General features: G+C 67.2%; 14 protein-coding genes. 6 read left to right on the top strand and 8 right to left on the bottom strand.

Features of this window, described 5'->3' with window-relative positions:
• Positions 1-4 precede the first annotated feature (4 nt).
• Genes ABGB19_RS17760 through ABGB19_RS17745 form a run of 4 tightly spaced genes read right to left on the bottom strand, consistent with a single transcriptional unit; the run spans position 5 to position 4,084 of the window.
• Positions 5-772, bottom strand: coding sequence for an enoyl-CoA hydratase/isomerase family protein (locus ABGB19_RS17760; protein WP_347687296.1), 768 nt, complete (start codon positions 770-772; stop codon positions 5-7).
• Between the two features lie 30 nt (positions 773-802).
• Positions 803-1,903, bottom strand: a complete 1,101-nt coding sequence (locus ABGB19_RS17755; protein WP_347687295.1) for an acyl-CoA dehydrogenase family protein — start codon at positions 1,901-1,903, stop codon at positions 803-805.
• Complete coding sequence (locus ABGB19_RS17750) at positions 1,890-2,702, bottom strand: acyl-CoA dehydrogenase family protein (RefSeq protein WP_347687294.1); 813 nt, start codon at positions 2,700-2,702, stop codon at positions 1,890-1,892. Before ABGB19_RS17750 ends, ABGB19_RS17755 begins: the two co-directional genes overlap by 14 nt.
• Entirely contained in the window at positions 2,687-4,084 is a 1,398-nt protein-coding gene (locus ABGB19_RS17745; protein WP_347687293.1) for an AMP-binding protein, read from the bottom strand. Before ABGB19_RS17745 ends, ABGB19_RS17750 begins: the two co-directional genes overlap by 16 nt.
• A 110-nt stretch (positions 4,085-4,194) precedes the next feature.
• On the opposite strand from ABGB19_RS17745, the gene ABGB19_RS17740 reads away from it, so the two are divergent.
• A complete protein-coding gene (locus ABGB19_RS17740) occupies positions 4,195-4,512 on the top strand; it encodes a 2Fe-2S iron-sulfur cluster-binding protein (RefSeq protein ID WP_347687292.1) in 318 nt (105 codons plus the stop codon).
• Here the strand turns inward: ABGB19_RS17740 and ABGB19_RS17735 are convergent.
• Genes ABGB19_RS17735 through ABGB19_RS17720 form a run of 4 tightly spaced genes read right to left on the bottom strand, consistent with a single transcriptional unit; the run spans position 4,500 to position 8,559 of the window.
• On the bottom strand, positions 4,500-5,564 hold the full coding sequence (locus tag ABGB19_RS17735; protein WP_347687291.1) for a CoA transferase: 1,065 nt from the start codon (positions 5,562-5,564) through the stop codon (positions 4,500-4,502). The two genes, ABGB19_RS17740 and ABGB19_RS17735, sit on opposite strands and share 13 nt — an antisense overlap.
• Positions 5,565-5,592: 28 nt before the next feature.
• Positions 5,593-6,549: an LLM class F420-dependent oxidoreductase gene (locus ABGB19_RS17730; RefSeq protein WP_347687290.1), complete on the bottom strand. Its 957-nt coding sequence runs from the start codon at positions 6,547-6,549 to the stop codon at positions 5,593-5,595.
• A 1-nt stretch (position 6,550) separates the two neighbouring features.
• Positions 6,551-6,982 (bottom strand): cobalamin B12-binding domain-containing protein, encoded by a 432-nt coding sequence (locus ABGB19_RS17725; RefSeq protein ID WP_347687289.1) that lies wholly within the window; start codon positions 6,980-6,982, stop codon positions 6,551-6,553.
• On the bottom strand, positions 6,982-8,559 hold the full coding sequence (locus ABGB19_RS17720) for a methylmalonyl-CoA mutase family protein (RefSeq protein WP_347687288.1): 1,578 nt from the start codon (positions 8,557-8,559) through the stop codon (positions 6,982-6,984). The genes ABGB19_RS17725 and ABGB19_RS17720 overlap by 1 nt, the downstream gene beginning before the upstream one ends.
• Positions 8,560-8,771: 212 nt before the next feature.
• Between ABGB19_RS17720 and ABGB19_RS17715 the strand changes: the two genes are divergently transcribed.
• Genes ABGB19_RS17715 through ABGB19_RS17695 form a run of 5 tightly spaced genes read left to right on the top strand, consistent with a single transcriptional unit; the run spans position 8,772 to position 14,210 of the window.
• The gene (locus ABGB19_RS17715) at positions 8,772-9,596 is read left to right on the top strand and encodes an NAD(P)-dependent oxidoreductase (RefSeq protein WP_347687287.1); all 825 of its coding nucleotides are present in this window, start codon (positions 8,772-8,774) and stop codon (positions 9,594-9,596) included.
• Positions 9,593-11,086, top strand: coding sequence for a fatty acid--CoA ligase family protein (locus ABGB19_RS17710; protein WP_347687286.1), 1,494 nt, complete (start codon positions 9,593-9,595; stop codon positions 11,084-11,086). Before ABGB19_RS17715 ends, ABGB19_RS17710 begins: the two co-directional genes overlap by 4 nt.
• 10 nt (positions 11,087-11,096) lie before the next feature.
• On the top strand, positions 11,097-11,411 hold the full coding sequence (locus tag ABGB19_RS17705) for a hypothetical protein (RefSeq protein ID WP_347687285.1): 315 nt from the start codon (positions 11,097-11,099) through the stop codon (positions 11,409-11,411).
• 13 nt (positions 11,412-11,424) lie between these two features.
• Entirely contained in the window at positions 11,425-12,894 is a 1,470-nt protein-coding gene (locus ABGB19_RS17700) for an adenylate/guanylate cyclase domain-containing protein (RefSeq protein WP_347687284.1), read from the top strand.
• Positions 12,891-14,210 (top strand): MFS transporter, encoded by a 1,320-nt coding sequence (locus tag ABGB19_RS17695; protein ID WP_347687283.1) that lies wholly within the window; start codon positions 12,891-12,893, stop codon positions 14,208-14,210. The genes ABGB19_RS17700 and ABGB19_RS17695 overlap by 4 nt, the downstream gene beginning before the upstream one ends.
• Positions 14,211-14,237: the final 27 nt, after the last annotated feature.

Raw genomic sequence — 14,237 nt, 5'->3', positions numbered from 1 at the left:
GCGGTTACCTGTTCTTGGCGACCAGGCCGTCGACGATCTTGTTGAAGTCGGGGGTGCCGAACGACACGTACTCGGCAAGGTTGGCGTAGTCGAGCGACGCCATCACCGACTTCTCCAACTGAATGTTCATCAGCCGCTTGGTGGCCTCGACGGCCTGCTGCGGAAGCTCGATGAGCTTCTTCGCGCACGCGATCGCCTCGGTGAGCGGATCCTCGACCACATGGTTGGCCAGGCCGAGTTCGACGGCACGCTGAGCCTTGATCCGCACACCCGTGAGGGCGAACTCCTTGGCCTGCAGCAGGCTGATCTGTGAACCCCAGACCAGCGGGCCGCCGTCGGCCGCAACGAGCCCGATGGACACGTGCGGGTCGGCGAAGAACGCGTTCTCAGCCATGTAGACGACGTCGGACAACGCCGCCAGGCTGCAGCCCAGCCCGACCGCCGGGCCGTTCACCGCGGCAACCACCGGAATACGGCAGCGCACCATGCCGATCACGAGGTCGCGACCGTGCTTGATCGTCTTCTGCCGCAGGGCTTCGTCGCTGCGCAGCTCGTCGAGGTAGTTGAAGTCGCCGCCCGCCGAGAACGCCCGACCCGCGCCCGTGATGACTGCGGCGCGGGCGCCGGCGTCCTCGTTGAGTTCCTCCCAGATCTTGGCGAGCCCGACGTGGAGGTTGTCGTTCACCGCGTTGAGGTCATCGGGCCGGTTCAGCGTGATGATGCGCAGTGCGCCATCGGCCTTGACGTCGATTTCATCTGGCATTCCGTACATTTCAGTTCCTTCTGCTCTTCGCGCAGGCGCTCATCGGTCGCCGAGTCCGAGGATCCGCTGCGCGATGATGTTCTTCTGAATCTGCGAGGTGCCGCCCATGACGCTCTGTGCGCGGCTGTACATGTAGGCGCCGAACAGCTCGGGGTCGCTGGTACCGACGGTCGCCAGCGCGGCGTGGCCGACGGACTGCTCGACCCAGGTCATCAGCAGCTTGTCCAACGAGCCCTGCGGCCCGTGCGTCAACCCGTCGAGTTGCTCCGAGAGCCGCCTGCGCACATGCAGCCGCAGCATCTCGGTCTGCACCCACGCCCAGGACAGCTCCTCGGGTGCCGGGCCGTCGACACGAGAAGCCAACTGCCGCACCAGCTTTCCGTAGCGGGCGGAGAAGCCCAGCGTCGACGGCTCGCGCTCATGACCGACGACCGTCATCGCCAGCTTCCAGCCCTCGCCGGGCGCACCGACCATGTTGTCGGCGGACACCCGCGCCCCGTCGAACAGAACCTGCCCGAACTCCTTGGTCACGCCGCTGATCATCTTCAGCGGTCGCTGCTCGATGCCGTCCTGATGCATCGGCACGATGAAAGCCGAGATGCCCTTGTGCTTGGGCACGTTCTTGTCGGTGCGCGCCAGCAGCAGACACCAGTCGGCGACGTCGGAGTAGCTGGTCCAGATCTTGTGTCCGTGGATGACGTAACAGTTGGGGTCATCGCCGCACTGAACCGCGGTCGTGGTGAGCGACGCGAGGTCCGAGCCCGCCCCGGGTTCGGAGAAGCCCTGACACCACCGCTCGGTTCCGTTGATCATCCCCGGGAGGAACCGCTGCCGCAGCTCCTCGCTGCCGTGATGGGATAGCCCGACGACGAGATAACCCAGGCTGGGCCTCGCCGGCGCACCGGCCTTGGCGATCTCCTCGTCGACGATGACGTCGTACACCGGCGGCAGATCCTGCCCGCCATACTCTTTCGGCCAGGATGTGCCGAAGAAGCCGGCCGCGTAGAGCGCCTGATGCCAGGCACCCTGAGCCGCCCAGTACTCGTCACCCGACGTGGGGAACTTGCCCTTCTGCTCGGTCAGCCAGGCGCGCAACCGGTCCCGGAACGCGGCCTCATCCGGCGAATCACGAAAGTCCAATGGAAAGCTCCTCCAGCTTCACGGGCCACGCCTCGGTAGCGGCCAGCACCCGGCGCAGGTGGACATGCGCCAGGCATTCCCAGGTGTTGCCTATGCCGCCGTGCACCTGGATCGACGTCTCGCAGACCGTCAGTGCGCTTCGCGCACAGTAGATCTTGGCCACCCGCGCGGCCTCCAGCGCCTCAGCGGCGGTTAGTTCGTCGACGGCCCATGCCGCATGTCGTGACACACTCACTGCACCCTCGATCAGTGCGAGGCTCTCGGCGAGCAGGTGACCGACCGCCTGATAGGACCCGATCGACGCCCCGTACTGCTCGCGGACCTTGGCGTAGTCGACCGCCAGAGCCTGGGCGCCACGCGCCGATCCGACCATATCGGCGCACGTGACCGTCAACGCCAGCGCGCGCCAGCGCCCGGCGTCCTCCTGCGACAACTCGGAGAGTTCGGCGGGCGATTCCACCACTCCGGCAAGGCTCCTCGTCAGATCGACGGATTCGAACCCCGCGCCGAGAGCGATCTCCCGGCCGCAGCGCCGCTGCAGGTCGTCCGCCAGTACCGGCCCGATGAACGGGACATCGACCAGGCCGCGCGCGAATTCCTCGGCCACGATGGCCACTTCCACACCCGACGCTTCGTCGGAGCGCAGCGTCCGGAAGCCCGTCGCGTCGACGGCCTTCTCCAGGCGGGCCACCCGACTGGCGTCGTCGAGATCGGCGACGGAGCCGGGACCCAGGTCGTCGGCCAGGCTGGCCGCGGCCTCTCGCAACTGTTGTTGTTCACTCGTCAGACGGACGTCCACAGACGCTCCTTCAACACTCGACGCAAGACCTTTCCCGATGGCAGCCGAGGTATCTCGGGTACGACGACCACCCGACTCGGCCGCTTGTACGAGGCCAGCCGGTCCCCTACCAGCGACACCAATTCCTCGGGGTCCACCGCGGTGTTCGTCTTGACCGCGGCGACGATCGCCTCGCCGTTGGCCGGATCGGGCACCCCGAAGACCGCGCAGTCGTCGACCGCCGCATGTCCGTGCAACACCGCCTCGATCTCCGCAGGCGCCACCTGGAACCCGCGCACCTTGATCATCTCCTTGGACCGGTCGGTGATGCGCAGCCACCCGTCGGCGTCCATCTGGCCGACGTCACCCGTGCGATACCAGCCGTCGGCGAACGCGTCGGCGGTGGCGGACTGCGGAAGATAGCCCGCCATGACCGAATCCGAGCGCACCTGGATCTCGCCGCTCTCCCCTGGACCCGCAGGAGAGCCGTCGTCCAACGACACCACCCGCACGCTCACCCCGGGGACCGGCCGGCCCACCGTGTCCAGATGCCGGCCGTCGGTCTCGTTGCAGGCGATGACCGGCAGCTCGCTGGCCCCGTACGCGGTCACCCACATCACGCCGGTCCGCTCCGTGACGGCCTCGGCTACGCTCTGCGTGACAGGCGTCGCGCACCACATGATGTACCGCAGCGACGACAGGTCGTAGGACTCCAGGTCCGGATGTGCGGCCAGCGCCAAAGCGATCGGGGCGACGGCCATTTCAACGGTGATCCGATCGGTTTCGATGTGTCGCAGCATCAGCTCGATGTCGAAGCGGCGGTGCAGCCGGATCCACGTTCCGGTGTCGAGCGCCATGATGATGTTGAGCAGGCCGAGAATGTGCGACGGCGGCGTCATGATCTGCATGCGGTCGGCCGGGGACAGCCGCAACGCGTCGCGCCAGTGCCGCACGGCGACGGCGAACGATGCGTGGGTGTGGCGTACGGCTTTGGGCATACCGGTGGTGCCGGAACTGAACACGAACAACGCGTCGGCGTCCTGCCGGGGGGCTTCGAACTCCCGCTTGCCCGGTGCAATCGGTTCGTCGAGCGACAGCACGGGCATCAGCTCGGCGAGCACCGGATGGTCGCCGATGGCGTGCGACGGCTTCGTCAGTGCGAGCGCGTGCTCGGCCTCGGCGCGCTTCCACGCCGGGCTCAGCAGTACCGCTGACGCGCCCAGGCTCCAGACGGCCCGCAGCGCGACGACGAACTCCGGGCGGTTCGAGGACATCAGCGCGACACGGTCGCCCGGTCGCACCCCGCGATGCTCCAGTGCCGTGGCCATCCCACTGGTCAGGGCGTCCAGCTGCGACAGTGTGTACTCACGCTCCTCGAAAGCGAGCGCCACCGCCTCACTCACACCCGTGTCCTCACTGGCAGCCGATTCCTGACAATATTGAGAATAGCGTATCGTTTATCGAGAATGATATTCTCTTTCCGATAGAATCTTATACGCCAGGAGAGGTGTCGATGACGGCGGATCCGATGCCTGAGCCACCCGCCGAAGCCGGCGGCGGACAGGTCACGATCGTGCTCGACCGCAAGAAGGTGTCGGTGGCCCTGAAGGCCAACGAGACCCTTCTCGAAAGCGCCCGGCGCGCCGGTCTCTCCCCGCCGTTCTCCTGTGAAGCCGGCAACTGCGGCACCTGCATGGGCAAGCTCATCGAGGGTCGCGCCACCATGCGCGTCAACGATGCGCTCGAGGAGGACGAGATCGAAGAGGGATACATCCTCACCTGCCAGGCGATTCCGGAGACCGATTCGATCAGCGTCACCTACGACGACTGACCCGCTTCGACCGCGAGGTCGCCGTGCTCGTCGATGCCTGGCGCCGGACGGTATTCGGGCTCGTAGCCGGCGATCCTGATGGGGCTGCCGACCAGCCGGAAGTCACCGGCGGTGACGATCACCTCCGGCGTGGCCTCCAGCGCCTCGGGCAGGGTGCGCACGGCGGCCACCGGGATGCCGAGCGGCCGCAACCGCGCCTCCCACCCCGCCGCGGTATCGGTCGCCAACGCGGTCGCCACCACCTCCAGCACCTCGTCGCGGTTGGCCGCGCGCTCGGCCATTGTCGGGAAGCCGTCGATCTTCGCCTCCGCGGCGAACGCCCGCCAGAACGCGTCGTGCGTGATGAACAGCGCGAGATAGCCGTCCGCCGTCGCGAACAGTTGCGCCGGAACGTAATACGAGTGCGCCCCATACGGATAGCGCAGCGGCGCGGCACCGTCGTTGAGGTACGCCGACGCGCGGTAGTTCAACTGAGAGAGCATCACGTCGCGCAACGACACGTCGACCTGGCCGCCGCGCCCCGAGACGATCTGGGCCAGCAGTCCCAGCGCCGCGGCCAGGCCCGTCGAGTTGTCGGCCGACGAATAGCCCGGGAGGGTGGGCGGCTCGTCGGGGTGACCGGTCATGGCGGCGACGCCGGTGGCGGCCTGGATGACGTAGTCGAAGGCCGGGTCGTCGCCACCGTCGAGCCCGAAGCCGGTCATGGCCACGCAGACGATCCGCTCGTTGTACCGGCGTAGCGCCTCGTAGGTCAGGCCCAGCCGCTTGATCGCCGAGGGCTTCATGTTCACCAGCAGCGCATGCGAATCCGCCACCAGCTCGCCGAGACGCTGCCGTCCGGCGTCCGACCGCAGGTCGAGCACCACGCTCTGCTTATTGCGGTTCAGGCTGGCGAAATAGCTGTCGCTCACCTGGCGGGAGATCTCGCCACCGGGCGGTTCGATCTTGATGACTTCGGCGCCGAGGTCGGCGAGCAACATCGTCGCGTACGGGCCGGCCAGCATGACGCCGACCTCGATGATCCGGATGCCCGCGAGCGGTCCCTGCATCATCGGGACTCTCGGCTCTTCGCGCGAGCGCTCATCGCAACTCGGCGGCCAGCTGCGAGATCACCTCGCGCGTCCGGTATTTGGATGCGACCAGCTCGTCGCGGTTCTCGCCGATCGGCAGCAGCCGGACCGAAAGGTCGGTGACACCGGCCTCGGCGAACTTCTGGAATCGCCGCAGGATCGCCTCCTCGTCACCGGCGGCGGTCAGGTCGCCGACGTCACGGGCGTCACCGCGGTCCAGCAGCTTCTGATAGTTCGGTGACGTCTCCGCTTCGGCCAGAATGCGATTCGCACGCTCCTTGGCCTTGTCGATCTCGGAGTTCGCGCACAGGCACACGGGGATGCCCGCGACGATCCGCGGCGCGGGACGCCCGGCATTGTCTGCGGCCTTGGTGATGCGGGGCGCGATGTGGTCGCCGATCGCCCGTTCGTCGGCCATCCACAGCACGGTGCCATCGGCGAGTTCGCCTGCGATCTGCAGCATGACCGGCCCGAGCGCGGCCACCAGCACCGGCATCGGGGAGTCGGCACCCAGCACGGTCGGATTGTGGACGGTGAACGTGTCGTTCTCCACGTCGACGTCACCGGGGCCGGCCAACGCCTTGTTCAGCACCTCGAGATAGTCGCGCGTGTAGGCGGCCGGCTTCTCGTAAGGCAGGCCCAGCATGTCGCGCACGATCCAGTGGTGCGACGGTCCGACCCCGAGCGCGAGCCGGTTCCCGGCGCCGGCGTGCACCGACAGCGCCTGCCGGGCCAGCGCGATGGGATGCTGCGCCTGGAGCGGGACGACAGCCGTGCCGAGTTCGATGCGGCTGGTTCGCGATCCCATCAACGAGACCATCGTCAGACAGTCGAAGTCGTTGGGCACCTGCGGCATCCACGCGGTGTCCATCCCGGCGGCCTCGGCCCACTCGATGTCGTCGAGGAGCTTCTTGACCTTGCGGGCCATATCGCCGCGCTCGGCCCCGATCATCACGCCGAGCCGCATGTCAGTCCGCCCTTCCCGAGACGCCCGCCCCTGCTTCGCCCGCCCGCTCTGATGTCAGTTTGCGTACTTCCTCGACCAGCGTGTCGAGCGGTGTGCCGGTGGGAAACACCGCAGCGGCACCCGCGGACAGCAGCTTCGGCACATCGCCCTGCGGGATGGTGCCGCCCACGACCACCGCGATGTCACCGGCGTCGGCGGCACGCAACGCCTCGACGGTGCGGGTGGTCAGCGCGACGTGCGCACCGGAGAGAATCGACAGTCCGACCAGCGCAACGTCCTCCTGCAGCGCGATCGACACGATGTCCTCGATGCGCCGGCGGATCCCGGTGTAGATGACTTCGAACCCGGCATCGCGCAACGTGCGCGCGACGATCTTCGCGCCGCGGTCATGGCCGTCCAACCCCGGCTTGGCGACGAGAACCCGAACAGCCATCAGAACACCACCGGCTGCTGGAACTCGCCCCACACGGCCTTGAGCGCGGAGACCATCTCTCCCACAGTGCAGTACGCGTTCGCGCAGTCGATCAGCTTGTGCATCAGGTTGTCGTCACCTTCCGCCGCTCGGGCCAGCGCCGCCAGCGACTCCTTGACCGCGGTGTCGTCACGCTCGGCCTTGACCTTGGACAGCCGCTTGAGCTGAAGGTCGCGTCCCTCCGCGTCGAGTTCATAGGTCGCGATCTCCGGCGCCGGCTCGTCGGAGACGAACTTGTTGACGCCGACGACCGGCCGCTCGCCCGACTCGATCTCGTTGTGGATCTTGAACGCCTCGTCGGCGATGAGGCCCTGCAGGTAGCCGTCCTCGATCGCGCGCACCATGCCGCCGTGCGTCTCAAGGTCGTGCATGATCTCGATGATCTTCTGCTCGGTGGCGTCGGTGAGGGCCTCGACGAAATAGGACCCCCCGAGCGGGTCGGCGACCTTCGTCACGCCGGTCTCGTAGGCCAGGATCTGCTGGGTGCGCAGCGCCAGCGTCGCGGACTCCTCGCTGGGCAGGGCGAACGGTTCGTCCCACGCTGCGGTGAACATCGACTGCACCCCGCCGAGCACCGCGGCCATCGCCTCGTAGGCGACACGGACGAGGTTGTTCTGCGCCTGCGGTGCGTACAGCGACGCGCCGCCCGCCACGCATCCGAACCGGAACATCGAGGCCTTGTCCGACGACGCCCCGTAGCGCTCGCGCACGATCGTCGCCCAGCGCCGCCGCCCCGCACGGTACTTGGCGATCTCCTCGAAGAAGTCGCCGTGGGTGTAGAAGAAGAACGAGATCTGCGGCGCGAACTTGTCGATCGTCATGCGCCCGCGCTCGACGACGGTGTCGCAGTAGGTCACCCCGTCGGCCAGTGTGAACGCCATCTCCTGCACGGCGTTGGCGCCGGCGTCGCGGAAGTGCGCTCCGGCGACGGAGATCGCGTTGAACCGCGGCACCTCGGCGGCGCAGAACTCGATGGTGTCGGCGATCAGCCTCAGCGACGGTTCGGGTGGCCAGATCCACGTCCCGCGGGAGGCGTACTCCTTGAGGATGTCGTTCTGGATCGTGCCGGTGAGCTTGTCCCGCGGCACGCCCTTCTTCTCGGCGGCCGCCACATAGAACGCCAACAGGATCGCGGCCGTGCCGTTGATCGTGAAACTGGTGCTGATCCTGTCCAGCGGGATGCCGTCGAAGAGGATCTCGGCGTCGGCGAGCGTGTCCACGGCGACGCCGACGCGCCCGACCTCCTCGCCGTACTCGGGATCGTCGGAGTCATAGCCGCACTGCGTGGGCAGGTCCAGGGCCACCGACAATCCGGTGCCGCCCTGGTCGAGCAGGTATCGGTAGCGACGGTTGGACTCCTCGGCCGTACCGAACCCCGAGTACTGCCGGAACGTCCACGTCTTACCCCGGTAGCCCGACGCGAAGTTGCCGCGGGTGAACGGATACGTGCCGGGGGGTGGTGGGTCCGCCGCCCGATCGCCCGGTCCGTACACGGGCTCGAGCGGGATCCCCGACGGGGTCTCTACTGGCTCGCTCATCAAAGGATAACGTACTTGCAAAAAATGAGAATGCCAATACCGCGTGCCGGAAACGTGCACGGAGCCAGGCATGCGCGCGAACACTCCGGGCCCCCGAAGCCCCGGTACACAGCGATTATGGCACTTGCGTAAAATGAGAACGTGAATACCGACCAGGTCACCGAGTCCGCTAGCATCGAGGGACGGCGCAGGTCGCCCGCCTAAGGAGGTCCATGTCCACCTTCACTGACCGCACGCTCGTCGTCTCCGGCGGCAGTCGCGGTATCGGCTTGGCGATCGCACTCGCCGCGGCCAGGCGCGGCGCCAACGTCGTGCTGCTGGCCAAGACGGCCGAACCGCACCCGAAACTGCCGGGCACCGTGCACACCGCGGTCGCCGAGGTCCAGGAGGCCGGAGGCAAGGGCGTCGCGGTCGTCGGCGACGTGCGCAACGAGGACGACGTGCAGCGCGCGGTCGACGCGGCGGTCGAGAACTTCGGCGGGGTGGACATCGTCATCAACAACGCCAGCGCGATCGCCACCGAACCGACCGAACAACTCGCGGCCAAGAAGTTCGACCTGATGATGGACATCAACGTCCGCGGCACCTTCCTGTTGACCAAGGCGGCGCTGCCTTACCTGCGCAAATCCTCGAACGCCCACGTGATCACATTGGCACCTCCGCTCAACATGAACCCGCACTGGCTGGGCGCGCACCCCGTCTACACGCTCTCTAAATACGGCATGACACTGTTGTCGCTGGGCTGGGCCGCCGAGTACGCCGACGCCGACATCGGCTTCTGCTGCCTGTGGCCGCAGACCTACATCGCGACCTCCGCGGTCGCCAACGCGCCCGGCTTCCAGGAGAGCCTGCAGAGGTCGCGGGACCCGCAGATCATGGGCGACGCGGCGGCGCTGATCCTGTCCCGGCCGGCGGCCGACGTGAACGGCAAATGCTTCATCGACTCCGAGTTGCTGGTCGAGTCCGGCGTCACGGACCTGTCCCGCTATGGCGGTGGGGACGACCCCATCCTTGATATCTTCGTCGACAGATCATGAGCATCTCACTGCTGCTCGAGATGGCGTCGTCGAGCAATCCGGACCGGACCGCGGTGGTCTCCGGTGAAATGCGGCTGACCACAAGTGAACTGAGTGCGCTCGCCGACGGAGGCGCCGGCGTCATCGCGGCGTCGGGCGCCTCCCATGTCGCCTCCGTCGGCCTGGGTGGTGCCATGCTGCCGCTGCTGTTGTTCTCCTCGGCAAGGGCCGGGGTCCCGTTCACGCCGCTGAACTACCGGCTCAGCGGCGACGGGCTTCGTGAGCTCATCGACCGACTGCCCCAACCGCTCGTGGTGGCCGACGCCGAGTATCGCGAGGTCGTCGAGGGCGCGGGGAAGCAGGTGATCAGCTCGGATGAGTTCGTGACCGCCGCCCGCAGCGCGGAACCGGCCGCCGAGTTCGCCGATCCCGATGACGTCGGCGTCGTGCTGTTCACGTCGGGCACCACGTCGCGACCCAAAGCAGTTGAGCTGACGCACAACAATCTGACCAGTTACGTCACCGGAACGGTCGAGTTCGGCGCCGCCGAACCCGACGACGCCGCGCTGATCTGCGTGCCGCCCTATCACATCGCAGGGGTCAGCGCCGCGCTGTCGAATCTGTATGCCGGGCGAAAAATGGTGTATCTGTCGCAGTTCGACGCCAGGGAGTGGGTCCGGTTGGTACGCGACGAGGGCGTCACGTCCGCGACCGTGGTTCCGACGATGCTCGACCGCATCGTGACGGTGCTGGAGTCGGAGCGCGTGTCGCTGCCGACCCTGCGCAGTCTCGCCTACGGCGGCTCGAAGGTGCCGCTTCCTCTGGTGCGCAAGGCACTTGACCTGTTACCCGGTGTGGGCTTCGTGAACGCGTACGGCCTCACCGAGACCAGCTCGACGATCGCGGTGCTCACTCCGGACGACCATCGCGCGGCGATGGACACCACCGAGAACGCGGTCGCACGGCGGTTGGGTTCGGTCGGTCAGCCGGTTCCGGGCATCGAAGTCCAGATCCGCGGCGACGACGGCGAGGTGGTCGGCCCGTGCGAGACCGGTGAGCTGTTCGTTCGCGGTGACCAGGTGTCGGGGCGCTACGCCGAGGTCGGCTCGGTGCTCGACGCCGACGGCTGGTTCCCCACCAAGGACATCGCGATGCAAGACGAGGAGGGCTACCTGTTCATCGGCGGCCGCTCCGACGACACGATCATCCGCGGCGGGGAGAACATCGCCCCTGCAGAGATCGAAGACGTGCTCGTGGAGCATCCGGCGGTGCGCGACTGCGCAGTCGTCGGGCCGGAGGACCCCCAGTGGGGCCAGATCATCGTCGCGGTGGTGGTGCCCGCCGAATCCGCCTCACCCGATCCCGACGAACTGCGCGAACACGTCCGCGCCCATCTGCGCGGATCGCGTACCCCCGACCGCGTGGTGTTCCGGGACGAGCTGCCGACCAACGCGACCGGCAAGGTGCTGCGCCGCGAGCTGCTCGCCGAACTGACAGCCTCGAACAACTAAGGAGCGGAACATGATCAAGAACGGCACGCGCCTGCAGAGCCAGGTATGCGACACCCAGGTGATCGTCGTGCGCAGCGCCGACAGCCTCGACGACCTGCGCGCGGGCGGCGTTCCGATGGTGCCGCTTGATAGCAAGGATGATGAGGCGAAGTCTGCTGACGCCACGCTTGACCCGGCGCTGTCCGACGGCAACGCGATGGGCAAGCGCTACGTCGACGACAACGGCGCCGAGGTCTTGGTGACCAAGGCCGGTGCGGGAACGCTGAGCATCGGCACCACTCCCCTGTCACTCAAAGAAGCCAAGCCGCTGCCCGCCAGCGACTGATACCTTCCACTGCGTGAGGCCACGCAGCCTGCTCGTCCGCTACGCAGCGGGCCTCACGTTCGCCTATGTCCTGACCGTCGCCGAGGTCATCGCGATCGTCCTGTCGCTGACCGGCTGGACGGGATTGACCGCCGAGAACGTCGTCGTGTCGGCGACATTGATCATTGTGGGCACTGCGATGGTGGCCGTCGGGGCGGTCATCATCATTCTCCCGTCGCTGCGTTGGCTGGGCGCCCGCGAGCCCACCGATGCCGAACGCCAGGAGACGCTCAAGATCCTGCGACGCCAGGCGGCGATCACCGTGGCCCCGTGGCTGCTCACCGGGGCGGTGCTGGTCGTCTGGGACCTCGACGCGGGAGTCGAGGCCCAGGCGGTCGTGGCCGCGGCCATGCTCTTCGGCACGATCGCCACGGTCTCCACCGGATTCCTGTTCACACTGCGCACACTGCGCCCCGTCCTGGCCGGGGTCACAACGGATTTCAGTCGGCTCACCGCTCCCGGCGTACGAGCCCGGCTGCTGCTCATGTGGACCACGTGTACCGCTCTGCCGGGCTTGGCGATCGCAGCGCTGCTGGTCATGCGGTCACGTGGCTGGATCATCGAGCGGACCGCCCCGATCGAGTTGGCCCTCCTGGTGCTGGCGCTCGTCGCCGTGATACTCGGCCTGCGGGCCATGATCCTGGTGTCGATCTCGATCTCCGACCCCGTGCACGAGGTCATCGACGGCATGGCGAAGGTCGAGCGAGGACGAATCGACCACCATGTCGATGTGTACGAGTGGTCGGAGATCGGGCTGCTGCAGAAGGGCTTCAACAACATGGTCGCCGGACTGCGGGAACGCGAAAGGCTTCGTGATCTGTTCGGCCGCCATGTCGGCGAGGAGGTGGTGCGCCGAGCGGTCGAGGAGAACGCGTCGCTTTCCGGGGACGAGCGCGATGTCGCCGTGCTGTTCATCGACCTGGTGGGGTCGACGCGATTTGCCACCGACCACGAACCTCACGAGGTCGCCGACGTGCTCAACGCCTTCTTCCGCATCGTCGTGGCCGCGGTGGACGAACAACACGGCCTGGTCAACAAATTCCAGGGTGACGCGGCGCTCGCGGTGTTCGGCGCACCGCTACGCATTGCCGATCCGGCGACCACCGCACTGGTGACAGCCCGGGTGCTGGTGGCCGAATTGCGCGGTCTGGGAGTCGACTTCGGCATCGGCGTCTCGGCGGGGTCGGTGTTCGCCGGGAATATCGGCGCCGAGAACCGGTACGAGTACACCGTGGTCGGCGACCCGGTCAACGAGGCGGCACGGCTTGCCGACCGCGCCAAGGACTTCGACGCGCGGGTGTTGTGCTCCGACGCGGCGCTCGAGCGCGCCACCGAGGCTGAGCGACACCAGTGGGCGGCACAGGGATCGGAAGTCCTGCGGGGTCGGTCGTCGCCGACGGAGTTCTCCACCCCCGCTGAGGCCACGTCCAGGAAACGAGTATGACAAGACCGGAGAATGCCGACCGAGAACGGCGCACGGACACCGTCGTCCTCCGCAAGGCGGTGACCGGCGCGGCGATCGGCAACACCGTCGAATGGTTCGACTTCGCCATCTACGGGTTCCTGGCGACGTACATCGCCGACAAGTTCTTCCCGTCGGGTGACGAGACGGCGGCACTGCTCAACACGTTCGCGGTGTTCGCCGCCGCGTTCTTCATGCGGCCCCTCGGTGGGTTCTTCTTCGGGCCCCTCGCCGACCGGATCGGTCGCCAACGCGTGCTCGCACTGGTGATCCTGCTGATGTCGGCCTCGACCGTCGCGATCGGCTTGGTGCCGAGCTACGACACCATCGGCGTCTTCGCCCCGCTGCTGTTGCTTTTCCTGCGCTGCGTCCAGGGCTTCTCCGCCGGCGGCGAATACGGCAGCGGCGCCTGCTTCCTGGCCGAATACGCGCGTGACGACAACCGCGGATTCATCGTCTCGTTCCTGGTGTGGTCGGTCGTGGTCGGCTTCCTGGTGGGCTCGCTGACGGTCACGGGACTCGAGGCGGCTCTTTCCCCGTCGGCGATGGACTCCTACGGGTGGCGCGTCCCGTTCCTGATCGCCGGTGTGTTGGGCGTCGTGGGGCTGTACATCCGGCTGCGCCTCCGCGACACCCCGAAGTTCGAAAGCCTGCGCGACGAAGGAGAAGTCGCCGCGTCACCGTTGAAGGAGGCGGTCACCACATCCTGGCGGCCGATCCTGCAGATCGCCGGCCTCGTGGTGGTGCACAACGTCGGGTTCTACGTCGTCTTCACGTATCTGCCGACGTATTTCACCACGACGCTGGAATTCTCGAAAGTCAACGCATTCGTGTCGATCACCATTGCCAGTTGCTTGGCGTTGGTGCTCATACCTCCTCTCGGCGCACTGTCCGACCGGATCGGACGCAAACCGCTGCTGATCACCGGAGCGGTCGGATTCGCGGTCTTCGCCTATCCGCTGTTCCTGTTGTTGAACGCCGGTTCGCTGGTGGTGGCCATTGGTGCGCACGCCGCGCTGGCGGCGATCGAGGCGGTCTTCGTTTCGGCGTCACTGGCCGCCGGTGCGGAGCTGTTCGCCACACGCGTGCGCTCCAGCGGCTACTCCATCGGCTACAACGTGTCGGTGGCAATCTTCGGCGGCACGGCGCCGTACGTCGCGACGTGGCTCGTCGATCGGACGGGCAGCGAGATCGCACCGGCGTACTACGTCATCGCGGCAGCAGTGGTCACCTTGGCGACCATCATGACGATGCGCGAGACGGCCGGGCGGCCACTGAAGCATCTGGTGCGCACATAGCGCACATTGATTCGCGCCGAACGCTCG

This window comes from Mycobacterium sp. B14F4, assembly GCF_039871645.1.
Taxonomy (GTDB): Bacteria; Actinomycetota; Actinomycetes; order Mycobacteriales; family Mycobacteriaceae; genus Mycobacterium.
The sequence above is the reverse complement of the archived record's forward strand: the minus strand, read 5'-3'. Positions and strand labels throughout refer to the sequence as shown.

Bases quoted from the DNA above. Each gene is read 5' to 3' on its own strand.
- ABGB19_RS17760 (WP_347687296.1), bottom strand. From the start codon at position 772: ATGTACGGAATGCCAGATGAAATCGACGTCAAGGCCGATGGCGCACTG.
- ABGB19_RS17720 (WP_347687288.1), bottom strand. From the start codon at position 8,559: ATGAGCGAGCCAGTAGAGACCCCGTCGGGGATCCCGCTCGAGCCCGTG.
- ABGB19_RS17710 (WP_347687286.1), top strand. From the start codon at position 9,593: ATGAGCATCTCACTGCTGCTCGAGATGGCGTCGTCGAGCAATCCGGAC.
- ABGB19_RS17715 (WP_347687287.1), top strand. From the start codon at position 8,772: ATGTCCACCTTCACTGACCGCACGCTCGTCGTCTCCGGCGGCAGTCGC.
- ABGB19_RS17730 (WP_347687290.1), bottom strand. From the start codon at position 6,549: ATGCGGCTCGGCGTGATGATCGGGGCCGAGCGCGGCGATATGGCCCGC.
- ABGB19_RS17725 (WP_347687289.1), bottom strand. From the start codon at position 6,982: ATGGCTGTTCGGGTTCTCGTCGCCAAGCCGGGGTTGGACGGCCATGAC.
- ABGB19_RS17695 (WP_347687283.1), top strand. From the start codon at position 12,891: ATGACAAGACCGGAGAATGCCGACCGAGAACGGCGCACGGACACCGTC.
- ABGB19_RS17740 (WP_347687292.1), top strand. From the start codon at position 4,195: ATGACGGCGGATCCGATGCCTGAGCCACCCGCCGAAGCCGGCGGCGGA.
- ABGB19_RS17735 (WP_347687291.1), bottom strand. From the start codon at position 5,564: ATGATGCAGGGACCGCTCGCGGGCATCCGGATCATCGAGGTCGGCGTC.
- ABGB19_RS17705 (WP_347687285.1), top strand. From the start codon at position 11,097: ATGATCAAGAACGGCACGCGCCTGCAGAGCCAGGTATGCGACACCCAG.